The following is a 16,252-nucleotide window of genomic DNA, read 5'->3' on the forward strand; positions in this document are numbered from 1 at the left end:
AAAAAACAACACATTGAAGCTAGAAAGTTATCAAAAGAATACTGAAAATTGCAAAATTGATATTGCAATATTGAAAATATATTTTTTGCTCTCTTTACATTGCTGGTTCTCAACAAACTAGCCTTCAATTTGTCGCAATTCGCAAGAATGTTGTTTTTTAGTTAATTTGTGATTTACGGGGATTCCGAGTCATTTTTTGCTGCAATCGGCTGGGGTGATCGCAATGAAACGGGAGTAATGCTGAGGGCGGGGGAGTGGGGGGGGGCAAATTGCCGCACCAGTTAACGAGTGGGATTGGGAGGTCCAAGCGAAGCGTCCCCCCTTCTGAATCGGGGAGGGCGCTACCTTATCGGGGAAAGGCGACTCAGCGGGCGCCAGCGCCCTGCCACAAGCGTGCCAGCTGCTCGCCGCTATCCTTGAGCAGTCCGGGTGCCTGCGCAATGGCTTCCTTCAGATCCATCGGTCCGAAAGTGATGGAAAAGCATCCTGAGAAGCTGCTCTGCAGCTTATCCAGTGACTTACGGTCAATCCCGCCCGATAGCAGGGTGGTCGGCACACCAGCGCGGCGCGCGCGCTGGCTGGCGATGAAAGGTGCCTTGCCGTGCAGGGTCTGCGCGTCACTGCGGCCCTCGCCGGTAATGAGCCAGTCCGCCCCCGCCAGCGCTTCGTCCAGCCCGATATGGTCGGCCACGGTCTCCGCTCCCGAGCGGAACTGCGCCCCCAGCATGAGCAGCGCATAGCCGAGTCCACCGGCTGCACCCGCGCCAGGCTGGCCGGATGCCTGATGGCCAAGGACCTGCTCCAGCACCGTCGCGAAATGGCCCAAGGCAGCGTCCAGCGTTGCCACCTGGTCGGGATTGACGCCTTTCTGTGGACCAAACACGGCAGTCGCCCCGTCGGGGCCGCACAGTGGGTTGTCGACGTCCGACATGGCCATGAAATGTGCTTCCTTGACGCGCGGATCCAGTCCTGATGCATCCACTCGCGCCACGCGTTGCAGCTGCGCCGGTACCGGCGGCACGATCTCGCCAGCCGCATCGAAAAACTCCACGCCCAGCGCTGCCAGCAGTCCGGCGCCGCCGTCGTTGGTGCTGCTGCCGCCCAGCGCTACCAGGAAGCGGCGTGCCCCGCGATCCAGCAACTGCCTGATCGCATCGCCTACGCCCAGCGTGGTGCGCTGTTGAACTGCGACGGCCATGCCGGCGTCATCGGTGATGCCGACGATGGCAGCCGATTCCACCACCGCAGTGCCATCCTTGAGGATGCCCACCGGTGCTGATGCTGCCTGTGCGGCGGCATTGCGGCATTCAACGGTGAGGCGTTCTCCGCCTGCATGCATGAGCGCGTCCAGTGTCCCTTCGCCGCCGTCTGCAATCGGGCAGAGCCGGACTTGCGCATCGGGCAGTGCCGCCTGAATGCCGGCGCCAATGGCAGCGGCGACTTCTTCGGCAGAGAGAGAACCTTTGAACGAATCGGGGGCGATGACGACGACGGGAGCGCGGCGGGTAGGGGCAGGGGTGGTCATGATGTGCTGTTGAGGATGAAGCCTGGCGCCGAGCTGGGCAGGCCTTGGGGTCTCGTTTTGATTGTGGGCCGGAGGGTGGTCCGGCTTGGCTTGTTGCCGCGCCATTATATAAGCATGGCTCATCCGCATTATGGCAGCGCCGGTATATACAGTAGCAACGGCAGGTGAAGATTGAATCAGTTGCGGCACAAGCTGAATGAAGCGCGTAACAAATAGTAAGGGGATTGGATGGCGCGCCGGGAGCAGGGGATAGTGTCATGTTGGCGTTGTTGCGCCGGAGGAGTCCCTCATGAAACCTGACCTGCGTTCCGTTCTGTTGTTGACCGTACTGCCTGCCACGTTGCTGTTGGGCGGATGTGTGGCTGTGCCTGCCAGCCCCTACAATGGCGCGGCGGTCTATCCGGCCCAGCCGGTGTATTCGCCTTATTATGCCTACCCGGCCTATCCTTCTTATCCGGCCTACAGCTATCCCTCTTCATCGTTCTATTTCGGATACAGCAGCGGATGGGGTGGTCACCGCCGGTGGCGTTGATTGCGCGGTGCAAGAGTTGAGCACGGCAGAGTCCGTGCGCATGCCAAAACCGGCTAAAATGGCGCCTTTGTGGATAGGCAAGCAGGGCAGGAGCGGGAGGGGCGCATGAGGTGCCCGCGCCCGGGGCGCGGCGGCATGAATCGCAGGCCGTCAATTCGCCGCTGTCTTCACACCGTATGAGTTTTATCGTTTCGTCGACCCGAACAGATGTCATTTCCCGCTCTCGGCGCCGGACGGCGTTGGGAATTGCCTCGTCCGTATTGGTGCATGCGGTGTTGTTCATGTTCGTGCGTGCCAAGCTGAATGAAACGCCGCCCACGCTGCAGTCTCCCGGCCGCCCGGATGCACCCCTGCAGGTCAGTTTCATTCGTCCGGCTGCGCCGGTGGCTCAGCCGGAGCCTCCGAAGCCCCTGCCTGAGCCGAAAAAGCCCGAGCCGGTCCAGAAGAAGCCTGTGGCAAAGCCTGCGCCTCGGCACAGTGCGCCCACGGCGCGGCAGTCCGTTCCACAACGCACGCCCTTGCCTGTCACCGAGGCCCCGAGCAGCAATGCGGCAGCCTCGGCGCCCGCTGCCCCTGCTGAAGATTTCATGGCATCGCTCAATCGCAATCGCCAGAAGCGCGAGGAGGCCGAGCAGGCAGCTGCGCAAGAAAACGCCGCCGCACGCGCTGCGGAAAATCCCTCGGCCAATGACATCGCCCGGGCCAATATCGCTTTCCAGGAGCGGCGCGGGCGAGGCACCAACGGCGTCTTCCAGATCATCAGCATGGGTCCGCGCGTGGCGCAATACAGTTTCCGCGGGTGGACCACCGACCAGCGCCGCAGCCAGAACCAGTTGATCGAAGTGGATGCCGGGTTCGGCGGCAATGTGCAGCTGGCAGTGGTCAACAGCATGATTGCGCTGATCCGCCGCTACTATCAGGGCGATTTCAATTTCGATTCGCAAAAGCTGGGCAGGGTGGTTACCTTGTCAGCTCGGCTGGAAGATACCAAGGGGCTGCAGAATTTCCTGATGAATGAATTTTTTGGCGGACGCTGATGGAGGCTTCAGCCTCGCGAGGTGTCGGCAGGGCTGAGGTGGCGGCTCCGGGACTCATGGCCATCTTCCGCAAATGATTAAAAATGTTTTGCAGAAACAGTTGATTTAATAACATAGGCAGCCTATAATCTTTGTCTTCAGTCGGGGCGTAGCGCAGCCTGGTAGCGTACTTGCATGGGGTGCAAGGGGTCGTGTGTTCGAATCACACCGTCCCGACCAAAGAAAAAAGCATAGGGCTTATGGAACATTCCATAAGCCCTTTTGCCTTTATTGCGCAATTTTTTAGATGCATGGGGGGCGCGGGTTACACAAAAACACAATTCCCCGTCGACTCCCACCATATCGAGCTCGTTATCTGATCACCACGGCAAACGTGGCACCGGCGATCGGCGCCGGCCTATTCCGCCAAACAAGATCAGGAGCAAGTCCATGAAATCCCTACTATTGATACCGGCGCTGGCTGCCGCCTTTGGCCTGAGCGGCTGCGTGGTTACCCCGCCCACGGTCCGGCCTGCCTACGTGGCGCAGCCGGCCTATGTTGCTCCACCGGGCGTCGTCTACGTTCAGCCCACCTATGCCTCGCCCGGCCCGGGCTGGGTCTGGGAGTATCACTCCTATTACGGCTGGGGTTGGCACCATCCCCACTACGGCTGGCATCGCGGCTGGCGCTGAAGCAGGGCGGCAGACGTAAAGACAGCGGCCGCGGCCGCTGTCTTTTTCTTCACTTTCTCAAATACGATCCGCTGCGCAATCACCCGGCCTGCCGCAACTCCAGCGTCAGGTGGCGCAATTCATTGACTGAAGCCAGTTTCCCGCGCAATTGCGCTTCCGTGATGGCAGCACCCGTCGATACGCTGACGATGGCCGCCCGTGCAGCCGGACCGATGCGCCAGACGTGCAGATCCTCGATCTGCACCGGCTCGCCCTCCAGCGCCTGCTCGATGCGCGCCGCCACTTGGGCGTCGGTCACGTCCAGCAGCACCGCCGCACTGGCGCGCAACAGGCTGTAGGACCAGTTCGCAATCACTACCGCACCCACCACCCCCATGACCGGGTCCAGCCAGGTCCAGCCCAGATAAAGGCCCGCCAGGAGGGCAGCGATGGCCAGCACCGAGGTGAGGGCGTCGGCCACTACGTGCAGGTAGGCTGAACGCAGGTTGTTGTCATGGCCGTCATGATGATGACCATGATGGCCTTGGTGGTCGCCGTGCCCATGGTCGTGATGTTGCGCATGCCCATGATGCGTGTGCGCGCCTTCGTGAGCATGTCCATGCCCGTGATGTCCTTCCATCAGCAGCAGGGCGCTGGCGATGTTGACGATCAGCCCGACAACGGCAATCGGTATTGCCTCCCCAAAGTCCACCGCCGTCGGGCTGGCCAGGCGCCACAGCGATTCGCCGCCGATGCCAATCGCAATCACCGCCAGGACCAGCGCCGAAGCAAAGCCGGCCAGATCGCCCACCTTGCCGGTACCGAAGCTGAAGCGCCCGTCATGCGCGTGCCGGCGCGCAAAGACGTAGGCGCCGGCCGCAATGGCCAGTGCGCCGGTATGGGTGGCCATATGGAAGCCATCGGCCAGCAGGGCCATCGAACCCGTGAAATAGCCGGCCGCAATCTCGGCCACCATCATGACGGCCGTCAACGCCACCACCCACAGCGTACGGCGTGTGTTGCGGTCATGGTTGGCACCCAGGTAAAGGTGTTCGTGGCGGTAGGTGGCGGGATTGTTCATGAAGACTCCTTCAGTTTCACTTGGCATAACGGCGGATCGCTTCCAGGACTTCGGCCAGTCCCTGTTGGCGCTGCTCGTCGGTCAGCCCCGGGCGGGCCACGTGTTCGCGTGCGTGCGCTTCGATCAATTCGTCCATCAGCCCATGCACGGCACCCCGGATGGCCGCCGCCAGGTGCAGGGTCTTGGCGCACTCGGCCTCGCCCTCCAAGGCGCGCTCCAGCGCCTGTACCTGGCCGCCGATGCGGCGTACGCGCTTGAGCAGGGCGTCCGTGTCCTGTGTCAGGTGTGCCATATACCATACCCCCCTATCCTATGTAGGTGGGCATTATAGCTGCCTTGTGTCGCAAATTGGCAAGCGGCTCGCGCCGTGAGGGCGCCGGGGCTCTTGTGCTGTGGCAATATGGCTGTATGAAGCTTTGTTCATTCAGTTACGCGTAAGCTGGCCGCTATAGCCTCAGGACAATGCGGCGTGTTTCGTCCGCAATCAAACCTGTGATGGATCAGGTGAAGAAAAGCGGAAAATCCGCGAGGAGACGAGAATGGGGAAGAACACGGGGACCGGTGCATCCGCACAGGCGTGGACGGCTGCATTGCCTTGGGTGGCTGGCCTGGTGCTCGGTGGCGGTACGGCGCTGGCCTTGCAGGCTGCAGGTGCAGAGCAGTGGCTCAGTGTGCCCGGCAGCAGCGCTATCGCAGTCTTGCTGGGCCTGGTCGGTTTTGCCTTGGCGCAGCGGCGCGCACAACCCGGGAATGGGCAACTGGTCGACAAGATCAGCGGCGAGATTGATCACATCATGATCGGTGCGGCGGAAACGTCTTTCTTCGTCGATACCATCAAGAACAAGATCAGCAAGGACGTGGTGGCCGCCGACCGCATCGCCGCCAGTGCCGAGCAGAACGCGGCCACGACCGAACAGATCGCGGCCAATGCCGAGCGCGCCTCGTCGATTGCTGCCGAAGTACGCACTGAGAGCGTCAGCGGGCGCTCGGAAGTCGACCGTGGCCTGCAGCAGATCGGCCAGGCCCGTACGGATGCGCTGTCGGCCTCCTCGATGATGGCGCAATTGCAGGAAAAATCGCGACGCATCCACGGCATCACCGAAGTCATCAGCGAGATCGCTGCCCGCACCAACCTGCTGGCCCTGAATGCCGCCATCGAGGCTGCGCGCGCGGGCGAGCAGGGGCGCGGCTTCGCGGTGGTCGCCGGTGAGGTGCGCCAGCTGGCCCAGCGCACCAAGGAGGCGACCGACGACATCGGCGTGATGGTGCGCGCCATTACGGAAGAAGCCGAGCGCGCCGCCAACGGCATGAATTCTCTGAGCAGCCGGGTGCTGGAGGCGGCGCAGAACGTGGAGAAGGTGCACGGCCTGCTCAACAGCATCGAACGCTCCGCCAGCCAGTCGCAGGAGCAGATCGAAGAAATCGCGGTGGCCTCGCGCGAACACGTGCAAACCACCCAGGAGATCGCCGAAGCGATCACGGATATCCGCAACGGCATGCTGCAAACTGACGGTGAACTGCCGCGCGTGGCGGCCTCCGCCATGGTGCTCTCGGAACGCGCCGAGGCCGTCTTCGAGGCCATCATCGATGGCGGTGCGCGCAGCGGGCATGACGATATCCGGGTAGCCGCCACCCAGGCGGCCCAGGCCGTGGGCAAGCTGTTCGAGGCAGCGATCCGCTCCGGCCAGATCAGCGAGGCGGCCCTGTTCGACCGCAGCTACAAGCCCATCCCGAATACCTCCCCGCAGAAGCATTCCAGCCAGTTCGACGGCTTCACCGATCGGGTGCTGCCGGCCATCCAGGAAGGACTGCTGGCGAGCATGCCGCAACTGGCCTATGCGGGGGCGGTGGACAACAATGGTTATTTTCCGACCCACAACAAGAAGTTCTCGCAGCCCCTGACTGGCGATTACGACACCGACCTGGTCAACAACCGCACCAAACGCATCTTCAGCGATCGCACCGGCAAACGCTGCGGTGCCAATACCAAGCCCTTCCTGCTGCAAACCTACCGACGCGATACCGGCGAAGTGATGCACGACCTGTCGGTGCCGATCTACGTCAACGGCAAGCACTGGGGCGGTTTCCGCGTAGGTTATCGGTCCAGCCATGCGCCGGCACAGGCGGCACCTGCCGCCGCCACGGGCACGGCTAGCGGGGCGCCTGCGCCGGGCGCAGCGCGCTTGCCGGGGCGGCCCGTCCCACGCGGCCGGTGAGGATTTCCAAGGATTGAGAAGCCTATGCACGCCCGCCCTCGATTGACTTGCCGCAATAGGGGGGTAAAACCGTTTCATTTCCAAGGCTGATTCGCTTGACCCCGCTTGGCGCCTGATAGATTATGCGCCAAGGGGATGTCCGTCCGGATGGGGCGGGCGACAGACAGCAAGCAGCGCCGCGATGCGCTGCGCCAGGGAAGGAAAGACAGTGAAGCCGACGGTACCGGGCAAGGGCGAATCATCCGGCAAGGAGTTCGATTTCAACAGCCGCGATTTCGAGCGAGTGCGTGGCCTGATCTACCAGCGGGCGGGCATCGCGCTGGCCGACAGCAAGCAGGAAATGGTTTACAGCCGCCTGGCGCGGCGCCTGCGGGCTACCGGCATCACTTCCTTCCAGCAATATCTGGACATGCTGGAGCGCACCCATGACTCCGACGAGTGGGAAGCCTTCACCAACGCGCTGACCACCAACCTCACCTCGTTCTTCCGGGAAGCACACCATTTCCCGATCCTGGTCGATTTCCTCAAGACCTTGAAGGAGCCCGCCACCATCTGGTGTTCGGCCGCGTCCACCGGGGAAGAACCCTACACCATCGCCATGAGCGCCTGCGAGGCCTATGGCTCGATGACGCCGCCGGTGCAGATCGTGGCCACCGACATCGATACCAACGTGCTGGCCACCGGTGCCAATGGGGTCTATCCCATGGAGCGCATCGAGAAGATGTCGCCCGAGCGCGTCAAGAAATTCTTCCTGCGCGGCAAGGGTAGCCATGAAGGCTACGTGCGCGTGCGTCCCGAATTGCGCAAGCTGATCACCTTCAAGCAGCTGAACCTGCTGGCCGATGGCTGGCCCATCAGCGGCCAGTTCGACGTGATCTTCTGCCGCAACGTGATGATCTATTTCGATAAACCGACCCAGAGCAAGATCCTGTCCCGATTCGTGCCATTGATGAAGCCCCATGCCTTGCTGTTCGCCGGCCATTCGGAGAACTTCCTGTATGTCTCCGACGCACTCAAGCTCAAAGGCAAGACGGTCTATGAGCTCAATGCCAACCAGCGTGTCGCAAGGACCAAGCCATGAGCCACGCCTCGGAACAGATTGCCACCAATCTCTACTACGACCGTACCTTCGATTGCGATGCGGCCAAGATCCTGCCGGGCGAGTACTACTTCACCAGCAAGGACATGATGATCGTCACCGTGCTGGGCTCCTGCGTGTCGGCCTGCATCCGTGACCGGGTCTCCGGTATCGGCGGCATGAATCACTTCATGCTGCCCGACGGCGGCGGTGACGACGGCAGCCCCGTTTCGGCGTCGGCGCGCTATGGCACCTATGCCATGGAAGTGCTGATCAACGAAGTGCTCAAGAGCGGCGCGCGGCGCGAGAACCTGGAAGCCAAGGTGTTTGGCGGCGGCAACGTGCTGCGCGGCTTCTCGGCCATCAACGTGGGCGAGCGCAATGCCGAATTCGTGCGGCGCTACCTGAAGGCCGAAGGCATCCGCGTGGTCGCCGAAGACCTCAACGACATTTATCCGCGCAAGGTGTACTTCTTCCCGCGTACCGGCAAGGTGCTGGTCAAGAAGCTGAAGCAGATGCACAACGACACCCTGGTGAACCGCGAAAAAGCCTACGCCAGCAAGCTGGTCACCAAGCCGGTCGGCGGCGAGGTGGACCTGTTCTGATGAGGCAGGGTGGAGGCCGCCCGCAGCATCCCGGGGCAACCTGCAACATTGAGTTTGAGTGATTGAGTGATTGAGTGATGAAAATTAAAGTTCTTATCGTCGACGATTCGGCACTGATCCGCAGTGTCATGCGCGAAATCATCGGCAGCCAGCCGGATATGGAAGTGGTCGGCGTGGCGCCGGATCCGATCATTGCGCGCGAGCTGATCAAGCAGACCAACCCGGACGTGCTGACGCTGGACGTGGAAATGCCGCGCATGGATGGCCTGGATTTCCTCGAAAAGCTGATGCGCCTGCGTCCCATGCCGGTGGTGATGGTGTCCTCGCTGACCGAACGCGGTTCCGAAATCACCCTGCGGGCGCTGGAGCTGGGCGCGATCGATTTCGTGACCAAGCCCAAGATCTCGATCCAGAGCGGCATGCAGGAATATGCCGACATGATCGCCGACAAGATCCGTGCCGCCGCCAAGGCGCGCGTGCGCGCCCGCCCGTCGCGCGCGGCCGAGCAGGCCGCCACGCCCGGCGAGGCCCTGCCGCAGATCCGCAATCCGCTCACCAGTAGTGAAAAACTGATCATCATCGGAGCTTCCACGGGCGGTACTGAAGCCATCAAGGAATTCCTGATCCGCATGCCCTCGGATTGCCCGGGCATCCTGATCACCCAGCACATGCCGGAAGGCTTTACGCGCTCCTTCGCCCAGCGCCTCAACAACCTGTGCAAGATCTCGGTGGTGGAATCGGCCGGCAACGAACGCGTCCTGCCGGGCCACGCCTACATCGCGCCGGGCCACTCGCACCTGAAACTGGTGCGCAGCGGCGCCAACTACATGACCCAGCTCGACCAGGGGCCGCCGGTGAACCGCCATCGTCCCTCGGTGGACGTGCTGTTCCAGTCGGCCGCCACCTGCGCCGGCAAGAACGCGGTGGGCGTGATCCTGACCGGGATGGGCAAGGATGGCGCACAGGGCATGCTGGAAATGCGCAATGCCGGTGCCTACAACTTTTCCCAGGATGAAGCGTCGTGCGTGGTCTTCGGCATGCCGCGCGAGGCCATCGCCATCGGCGCCGCCCACGAAGTGTTGTCGCTGCAGGCCATGCCTGGCAGGGTTCTGGCGTGGCTGGCGGAACACGGAAGCCGCGCATTGCGCGTATGAAGCGTTTTTCAGCGCTTATTGTTCCGCCAATTTTGTTTTGCTGCACTACAATGCGATGCAGATGAGAGGCAGCATGGGCCAGTGGCCCGTGCTGAGGAAATAAGAGGGTTCGGTTCAAGTTAGCGCAGGCACTTGCCGATAACCAAGAATTCAATTGTTCAGATGGAGTCTTAGCATGTCCGGTCCCAATACCAAATTCTTAGTCGTCGATGACTTTTCGACCATGCGCCGCATCGTGCGCAACCTGCTCAAGGAATTGGGCTATACCAATGTGGACGAGGCTGAAGACGGTGTGCAGGCGCTGCAGAAACTGCGCAGCGACCAGTTCGACTTCGTCGTCTCCGACTGGAACATGCCCAACATGGATGGCCTGACCATGCTGCAGGAAATCCGCAAGGATCCGGCACTGTCCAAGCTGCCCGTGCTGATGGTGACGGCCGAAGCCAAGAAGGAAAACATCGTTGCAGCCGCCCAGGCCGGCGCCAATGGCTACGTGGTCAAGCCTTTCACCGCGGCGACGCTGGATGAGAAGCTGGGCAAGATCTTCGAAAAGATGGCCGCAGGTGGCTGAGGTGGATAACGCCGCCAATCCCGCTCGATCGCCTTCGGCCGAGGGCGCCGGCGTCAACGACGAGGTGCTGGTCCGTATCGGCCACATGACGCGCAACCTGCACGACAGCTTGCGCGGCCTGGGCTTCGACCGGCTGCTTGAGAAGGCCGCCAGCGACATGCCCGACGCGCGTGACCGCCTCGAATACGTGGCGCGCATGACCGAGCAGGCCGCGCAGCGCGTGCTCAATGCCACCGAGCTGGCCAGCCCGCTGCAGGAGCGCATCAATGAAGGCGCCAGCGAGCTCAAGGCGCAATGGGATGCGGCCGCCGCCGGCAGCTTTGCCGAGGCCGACTATCGCGCCCTGGCTGCCAAGACCTCGGCCTTCCTGGCCCAGGCCAGTGAAGACAGCAGCGTGACCAAGCAGCAACTGCTGGACATCATGATGGCCCAGGACTTCCAGGACCTGACCGGCCAGGTCATCAAGCGCGTGACCAAGCTGGCCCATGACCTGGAGTCGCAACTGGTGCAGTTGCTGGTGGATTACGCGCCCTCCGAGACCAAGCGCGAGGATACGGGCCTGCTCAACGGCCCGCAGATCGATCCGGCCGGCAAGGATGTCATCGCCAACCAAGGCCAGGTGGACGACCTGCTGGAGAGCCTGGGCTTCTGAGGCAGGGTTCTCCGCATTTCCCGGTCAACACAAACGCTTCGGCACTTGCCAATCAGGCAAGTCCGGGGCGTTTTGTTTTCGTTTGATGTGGCTGTTACGCGACGCCGGAAGCGCTTTCCCGCCTGCACAAGTCGGCGCAACTGCCCGTCCCGCTTGACTTTCTTCACCTCTCTCAGCTCCGATACGCAGCGTTTTGCCGCAGGCAGACCCTTGGGTTTTTGCCTAGTCCGAAATGGGGGACCTTTTCGCCCTTATTCCCCTGATGCTCAGGGCGCCTGCTCGCCAATAATCCTAGCCTATTGTTCTACAAATCCGTCCAGCGCCAGCGCTGGGGGGAAAGCGGCTTAGCAGGGGGATACGGCGGATGGCCGAAGACAGCGATATGGAGCGGACCGAACCCGCCACGGGCAAACGCATTGAGCGTGCCCGTGAGCAGGGGGATGTCCCGCGTTCGCGCGAATTGGCCACGACCTTGATGCTGCTGGTAGGCGGCAGCTGCGTCTGGCTCTTCAGCGGCCCGGTGGTGACCAGCCTGGACCGCATCCTGGTGGCGACTCTGACCTTCGAGCGGGCGGCCGCCTTTGATCCGGCGCTGCTGTTCGACATGCTCAGCGCCCACATGCTGGACGTGGCCATTTCCATGATCCCGCTGGCTTTCCTGATGACCCTGGCCGCCATGGCCGCACCGCTCATGCTGGGCGGCTGGCTCTTCAACACCAGCTCGCTGGCGCCCAAGTTCAGCAAGCTCAATCCCATCAGCGGTTTTGCCAACATGTTTTCGATCAATTCCCTGGTCGAGCTGGGCAAGGCCGTCCTCAAGACGCTCCTGGTCGGCACCGTCGCCTGGCTCGCCATTCGGGGCCAGATGGATGCGGTCATGGGCCTGGGTGTGGAGTCGCTCAAGACCGCCAGCGCGCACTCGGCGCAACTGCTGTGGATCAGCTTCATCACCATGGTGTCGGCACTGATCCTGATCGCCGCGCTGGACGTGCCTTACCAGATCTGGAACTACGGCCGCAAGCTGCGCATGACGCGCGAAGAGGTCAAGCAGGAACATAAGGAATCCGAAGGCGACCCGCACATCAAGGGCAAGATCCGCGCGATGCAGCGCGCCATGGCCCGCCGCCGCATGATGGCCGAAGTGCCGACCGCCGACGTGGTGGTGACCAACCCGACGCACTTTGCGGTCGCCCTGAAGTACACCGAAGGCAAGATGGGCGCGCCCAAGGTCGTGGCCAAGGGGGCCGATGACGTCGCCGCCAAGATCCGCGAGCTGGCGCGCGAGCACAAGGTGCCTTTGCTGGAAGCACCACCGCTGGCGCGTGCGCTGCACGCCCATACCGAGATCGGCGACGAAATTCCCGAGGCGCTCTACACGGCAGTGGCCGAAGTGCTGGCTTACGTGTTCCAGTTGCGCACCTTCGGCCAGTTTGGCGGCAACCGTCCGGTGGAACCCACTGAGCTGAACGTCCCCAAGGACCTCGACCCAGCCACCGCGCCCAAGAAGCCCCGCGGCCCCAAGAATAGAAACAGGCAGTAACGATGGCAACCAAACTCAATACCATGAAAATCCCGGCCTGGGTCCCGCTCAAGAGCGGCCGGGCGCTGGCGGCCCCGATCCTCATCGTCATGATGCTGGCGATGATGGTGCTGCCGCTGCCGGCTTTCATGCTGGATCTGCTGTTCAGCTTCAACATCTCGCTGTCGGTGATCGTGCTGATGACCGCGCTCTACACCGTCAAGCCGCTGGACTTCATCGCCTTCCCGGCGGTGCTGCTGGTCTCGACCATGCTGCGCCTGTCACTGAACGTGGCCTCCACCCGCGTAGTGCTGACCGAAGGTCACACCGGCCCGGATGCGGCCGGCAAGGTGATCGAGGCCTTTGGTCACTTCCTCATCGGCGGCAACTACACCGTCGGCATCGTGGTGTTCGTGATCCTGACCATCATCAACTTCATGGTGGTGACCAAAGGTGCCGGCCGTATCGCCGAAGTGGGCGCACGCTTCACCCTCGATGCGATGCCCGGCAAGCAGATGGCCATCGACGCCGACCTCAACGCCGGCCTCATCGGTGAACCCGAAGCCCGCGCCCGCCGCAAGGAAGTGGCGCAGGAGTCCGAGTTCTACGGCGCCATGGACGGTGCCTCCAAGTACGTGCGCGGCGATGCCGTGGCCGGCATCATCGTTACCGTCGTCAACATCGTCGGCGGCCTGGTGGTCGGCATGGTGCAGCACGACCTGGCCTTCGACGCCGCGCTGAAGAACTACACGCTGCTGGCCATCGGTGATGGCCTGGTCGCGCAGATTCCCTCGCTGATCATCTCCACGGCCGCCGGTGTGGTGGTCTCGCGCGTGGCCAACGACCAGGACGTGGGTGGGCAGCTGATCAACCAGCTCTTCGCCAAGCCGGAAGTGCTCTACATTACCGCCGTCATCATCGGCGGCATGGGCCTGATTCCGGGCATGCCGCACATCGCCTTCCTGCTGCTGGCGGCCGCCATGGCTGGCGGTGCCTACGCCATCAGCAAGCGCGTGCAAACGGCCAAGGCCGAAGCCGCCGCGACGACCCCGCAGGCCGCTGCCGCAGCCGCTGCGCCCTCGGAAGCAGAAGAGGCGACCTGGAACGACGTCATGCCGGTCGATACCCTGGGCCTGGAAGTGGGCTACCGCCTCATCCCGCTGGTGGACAAGGGGCAGGGCGGCGAACTGCTCAAGCGCATCAAGGGCATCCGCAAGAAGTTCGCTCAGGAGGTCGGTTTCCTCTCGCCGCCGATTCACATCCGCGACAACCTGGAACTGAAGCCCTCGGCCTACCGCATCACCTTGAAGGGTGTGGAAGTGGGCAATGGTGAGGCGCATGCCGGCCAGTACCTGGCCATCAATCCGGGCATGGTGACCGGTCCGCTGCCGGGCATGATGACCTCCGATCCTGCCTTCGGCCTGCCGGCCGTGTGGATTGACAGCAGCCTGCGCGAACAGGCTTCCACCATGGGTTATACGGTGGTCGATGCCGGTACCGTGGTGGCGACTCACCTCAATCACCTCATCACCACCCACGCGGCCGAGCTGCTGGGACGCCAGGAAGTGCAAAGCCTGCTGGATCACCTGGCCAAGGAAGCCCCCAAGCTGGTGGAAGACCTGGTGCCCAAGATGCTGCCGCTGGGTACGCTCCAGAAGGTCTTGCAGAACCTCTTGCTGGAAGGCGTGCATATCCGCGATATGCGCACTATCATCGAAACATTGGCCGAACACGCTGCCCGCATCCAGGATCCGACCGACCTGACGGCGATTGTCCGCATCGCGCTGGGCCGTGCCATCGTGCAACAGATTTTCCCGGGCGAGAACGAGCTGGCCGTCATGGCGCTCGATTCCAAGCTCGAACGCCTGCTCATGCAGGCACTGCAGGCCAGCGGCGACACCGGCGGCATCGAGCCGGGCCTGGCCGATTCGCTGGTGCAGCAGACCGAAATGGCGGCGCAGCGCCAGGAACAGATGGGCCTGTCGCCCGTGCTGCTGGTCGGCGCACCGCTGCGGACCTTGCTGGCGCGCTTCCTGCGCCGCGCCATGCCGCAGTTGCGCGTGCTGTCGCACGCTGAAGTACCCGAGTCGAAAACGATTAAAGTTACCAGCCTAGTTGGAGGGCAAGCATGAACGTCAAGAAATTTATCGCCAATTCTTCTCGCGAGGCCTGGCGCCAGGTTCGCGAGGCGCTTGGCCCGGATGCCGTCATTCTCTCCAACCGCAATATTCCAGATGGGGTGGAGATCCTGGCCATGGCCAACGAGGACATGACCACCCTGGTGGCGCCGACCGGTGCGCGCGACCCCAACGGCCGTGTGCAGGCGGCTTCCTTGCAGCAGCAGTCCGGCGCGCCGGCTGCGCAGGCCAAGCGTCCGGCGCTGTTGTCCTCGCCGCTGGCCCAGCAGCCGGCCCGCGCGGTGCGTCCCGAGAACGCGCCCTTGCTGGACCAGCCGGCCCATGGCCGCGCACCGGTTCGTGCAGCCGAAGCCGCCCCGGCCAGCGATGCCCGTGTCTGGCGCAGCCGCCGCGCGGAACAGGATGCCGCCCGTGCCGCCTCGGCACAGCAGGCGCAGGAGTCGGGCGACCAGGAAATGCGTCCGCGTTCGGCCCTGCCTGAATTCGATGGCAAGGATTACGACGAAATCCTGTCGGAAGTCATGAGCGAGATCCGCTCCATGCGCGGCGTGCTGGAAACCCAGCTGGCCGAGATTTCCTGGGGTGGCACGCAAAAGCGCGATCCGCTCAAAGGCATCGTCCTGAAAGAAATGCTGGCGGCCGGTTTCTCGGCCAGCCTGTCGCGCCTGATTACCGAAAACCTGCCGGCCAACTCCAAGTCGCAGGACATCATGTTCTGGGTCAAGTCGGTGCTGGCACGCAACCTCAATACCCTGGCCAACGAAAACGAACTGCTGGAAAACGGCGGCGTCTTCGCCCTGGTCGGCCCCACCGGCGTGGGCAAGACCACCACCACTGCCAAGCTGGCAGCGCGCTGCGTGATGCGCCACGGCTCCGGCAAGCTGGCCTTGATCACCACCGATGGCTACCGTATCGGCGGCTACGAACAACTGCGCATCTACGGCAAGATCCTGGGCGTGATGGTGCACTCGGTCAAGGATGAGACCGACCTGCGCATCGCCCTGGAGGAGTTGAAGGGCAAGCACACCGTGCTGATCGATACCGCCGGCGTGGGCCAGCGCGACCAGATGGTGGCCGAGCAGGACGCCATGCTGGCCGGTGCCGGCGTGGACATCAAGCGCCTGCTGTGCCTGAACGCCACCGCCACCGGCGGTACCTTGAACGAAGTGGTGCATGCTTATTCGAGTTCGGGCCTGGCCGGCTGCATCATCACCAAGCTGGACGAAGCCGCCACCATCGGCAACGTGCTGGACGTGGTGATCCGCCACAAGCTCAACCTGCATTACGTGGCCAATGGCCAGCGCGTGCCCGAAGACCTGCACGTGGCCAACAAGCTCTACCTGGCCGACCGTGCCTTCAAGCAGAAGCGCGAAACTGCCCCTTTCGAATTCCAGGAGGGTGAGTTGCCGGGCGTGATCGGACCTACTGCCATGTCCATGAATGACCGCGGACTGCGTGAGGTGAGCTTTGGCTAGTTACGATATCGACCAGGC

15 protein-coding genes and 1 tRNA gene are annotated in these 16,252 nt (G+C 62.8%); 13 read left to right on the forward strand and 3 right to left on the reverse strand.

The window, feature by feature from the left end:
- Window positions 1–364 precede the first annotated feature (364 nt).
- On the reverse strand, window positions 365–1,525 hold the full coding sequence (locus tag CEJ45_RS02860) for a glycerate kinase (protein WP_088753725.1): 1,161 nt from the start codon (window positions 1,523–1,525) through the stop codon (window positions 365–367).
- 289 nt (window positions 1,526–1,814) lie between these two features.
- Between CEJ45_RS02860 and CEJ45_RS02865 the strand changes: the two genes are divergently transcribed.
- The 4 genes from CEJ45_RS02865 (at window position 1,815) to CEJ45_RS02880 (ending at window position 3,766) form a co-directional block, all read left to right on the forward strand.
- Complete coding sequence (locus tag CEJ45_RS02865; protein WP_088753726.1) at window positions 1,815–2,057, forward strand: hypothetical protein; 243 nt, start codon at window positions 1,815–1,817, stop codon at window positions 2,055–2,057.
- Window positions 2,058–2,167: 110 nt separating this feature from the next.
- On the forward strand, window positions 2,168–3,094 hold the full coding sequence (locus CEJ45_RS25075; protein WP_241517267.1) for a hypothetical protein: 927 nt from the start codon (window positions 2,168–2,170) through the stop codon (window positions 3,092–3,094).
- 142 nt (window positions 3,095–3,236) lie between these two features.
- Window positions 3,237–3,313, forward strand: a tRNA-Pro gene (locus tag CEJ45_RS02875).
- A gap of 210 nt (window positions 3,314–3,523) precedes the next feature.
- A complete protein-coding gene (locus CEJ45_RS02880) occupies window positions 3,524–3,766 on the forward strand; it encodes a hypothetical protein (protein WP_034330072.1) in 243 nt (80 codons plus the stop codon).
- A gap of 79 nt (window positions 3,767–3,845) precedes the next feature.
- Here CEJ45_RS02880 and dmeF read toward each other — a convergent pair whose 3' ends face one another.
- Window positions 3,846–4,826 carry a CDF family Co(II)/Ni(II) efflux transporter DmeF gene (dmeF, locus tag CEJ45_RS02885; protein ID WP_088753727.1) on the reverse strand — a complete coding sequence of 327 codons (981 nt, stop codon included), beginning with the start codon at window positions 4,824–4,826 and terminating at the stop codon, window positions 3,846–3,848.
- 16 nt (window positions 4,827–4,842) lie between these two features.
- Complete coding sequence (locus tag CEJ45_RS02890) at window positions 4,843–5,118, reverse strand: metal/formaldehyde-sensitive transcriptional repressor (protein ID WP_088753728.1); 276 nt, start codon at window positions 5,116–5,118, stop codon at window positions 4,843–4,845.
- 247 nt (window positions 5,119–5,365) lie between these two features.
- Between CEJ45_RS02890 and CEJ45_RS02895 the strand changes: the two genes are divergently transcribed.
- The 9 genes from CEJ45_RS02895 to flhF all read left to right on the forward strand — a co-directional run bounded on the left by CEJ45_RS02895 (window position 5,366) and on the right by flhF (window position 16,234).
- Window positions 5,366–7,042: a methyl-accepting chemotaxis protein gene (locus CEJ45_RS02895; protein ID WP_088753729.1), complete on the forward strand. Its 1,677-nt coding sequence runs from the start codon at window positions 5,366–5,368 to the stop codon at window positions 7,040–7,042.
- Window positions 7,043–7,250: 208 nt separating this feature from the next.
- Complete coding sequence (locus CEJ45_RS02900) at window positions 7,251–8,123, forward strand: CheR family methyltransferase (RefSeq protein WP_088753730.1); 873 nt, start codon at window positions 7,251–7,253, stop codon at window positions 8,121–8,123.
- On the forward strand, window positions 8,120–8,725 hold the full coding sequence (cheD, locus tag CEJ45_RS02905) for a chemoreceptor glutamine deamidase CheD (RefSeq protein ID WP_088753731.1): 606 nt from the start codon (window positions 8,120–8,122) through the stop codon (window positions 8,723–8,725). Before CEJ45_RS02900 ends, cheD begins: the two co-directional genes overlap by 4 nt.
- A 77-nt stretch (window positions 8,726–8,802) precedes the next feature.
- Window positions 8,803–9,879: a protein-glutamate methylesterase/protein-glutamine glutaminase gene (locus CEJ45_RS02910; RefSeq protein WP_088753732.1), complete on the forward strand. Its 1,077-nt coding sequence runs from the start codon at window positions 8,803–8,805 to the stop codon at window positions 9,877–9,879.
- A gap of 175 nt (window positions 9,880–10,054) precedes the next feature.
- Entirely contained in the window at window positions 10,055–10,450 is a 396-nt protein-coding gene (cheY, locus tag CEJ45_RS02915; RefSeq protein WP_006712751.1) for a chemotaxis response regulator CheY, read from the forward strand.
- Window positions 10,443–11,102, forward strand: a complete 660-nt coding sequence (gene cheZ / locus CEJ45_RS02920; protein WP_088753733.1) for a protein phosphatase CheZ — start codon at window positions 10,443–10,445, stop codon at window positions 11,100–11,102. The genes cheY and cheZ overlap by 8 nt, the downstream gene beginning before the upstream one ends.
- A 364-nt stretch (window positions 11,103–11,466) precedes the next feature.
- Window positions 11,467–12,642, forward strand: coding sequence for a flagellar biosynthesis protein FlhB (gene flhB, locus CEJ45_RS02925; protein ID WP_088753734.1), 1,176 nt, complete (start codon window positions 11,467–11,469; stop codon window positions 12,640–12,642).
- Window positions 12,643–12,644: 2 nt separating this feature from the next.
- Window positions 12,645–14,753: a flagellar biosynthesis protein FlhA gene (gene flhA, locus CEJ45_RS02930; RefSeq protein WP_088753735.1), complete on the forward strand. Its 2,109-nt coding sequence runs from the start codon at window positions 12,645–12,647 to the stop codon at window positions 14,751–14,753.
- The gene (flhF, locus tag CEJ45_RS02935) at window positions 14,750–16,234 is read left to right on the forward strand and encodes a flagellar biosynthesis GTPase FlhF (RefSeq protein WP_088753736.1); all 1,485 of its coding nucleotides are present in this window, start codon (window positions 14,750–14,752) and stop codon (window positions 16,232–16,234) included. The genes flhA and flhF overlap by 4 nt, the downstream gene beginning before the upstream one ends.
- Window positions 16,235–16,252: the final 18 nt, after the last annotated feature.

Origin of the sequence: Herbaspirillum aquaticum (genome assembly GCF_002213425.1) — a bacterium.
Lineage (GTDB): Bacteria > Pseudomonadota > Gammaproteobacteria > Burkholderiales > Burkholderiaceae_D > Herbaspirillum > Herbaspirillum aquaticum.

What these genes read in the sequence shown, in the direction of transcription:
- cheY (WP_006712751.1), top strand. Translation starts at nt 10,055, where the DNA reads ATGTCCGGTCCCAATACCAAATTCTTAGTCGTCGATGACTTTTCGACC.
- CEJ45_RS02880 (WP_034330072.1), top strand. Translation starts at nt 3,524, where the DNA reads ATGAAATCCCTACTATTGATACCGGCGCTGGCTGCCGCCTTTGGCCTG.
- dmeF (WP_088753727.1), bottom strand. Translation starts at nt 4,826, where the DNA reads ATGAACAATCCCGCCACCTACCGCCACGAACACCTTTACCTGGGTGCC.
- flhA (WP_088753735.1), top strand. Translation starts at nt 12,645, where the DNA reads ATGGCAACCAAACTCAATACCATGAAAATCCCGGCCTGGGTCCCGCTC.
- CEJ45_RS02865 (WP_088753726.1), top strand. Translation starts at nt 1,815, where the DNA reads ATGAAACCTGACCTGCGTTCCGTTCTGTTGTTGACCGTACTGCCTGCC.
- flhB (WP_088753734.1), top strand. Translation starts at nt 11,467, where the DNA reads ATGGCCGAAGACAGCGATATGGAGCGGACCGAACCCGCCACGGGCAAA.
- CEJ45_RS02910 (WP_088753732.1), top strand. Translation starts at nt 8,803, where the DNA reads ATGAAAATTAAAGTTCTTATCGTCGACGATTCGGCACTGATCCGCAGT.
- CEJ45_RS02895 (WP_088753729.1), top strand. Translation starts at nt 5,366, where the DNA reads ATGGGGAAGAACACGGGGACCGGTGCATCCGCACAGGCGTGGACGGCT.
- CEJ45_RS02890 (WP_088753728.1), bottom strand. Translation starts at nt 5,118, where the DNA reads ATGGCACACCTGACACAGGACACGGACGCCCTGCTCAAGCGCGTACGC.
- flhF (WP_088753736.1), top strand. Translation starts at nt 14,750, where the DNA reads ATGAACGTCAAGAAATTTATCGCCAATTCTTCTCGCGAGGCCTGGCGC.
- cheD (WP_088753731.1), top strand. Translation starts at nt 8,120, where the DNA reads ATGAGCCACGCCTCGGAACAGATTGCCACCAATCTCTACTACGACCGT.
- CEJ45_RS02860 (WP_088753725.1), bottom strand. Translation starts at nt 1,525, where the DNA reads ATGACCACCCCTGCCCCTACCCGCCGCGCTCCCGTCGTCGTCATCGCC.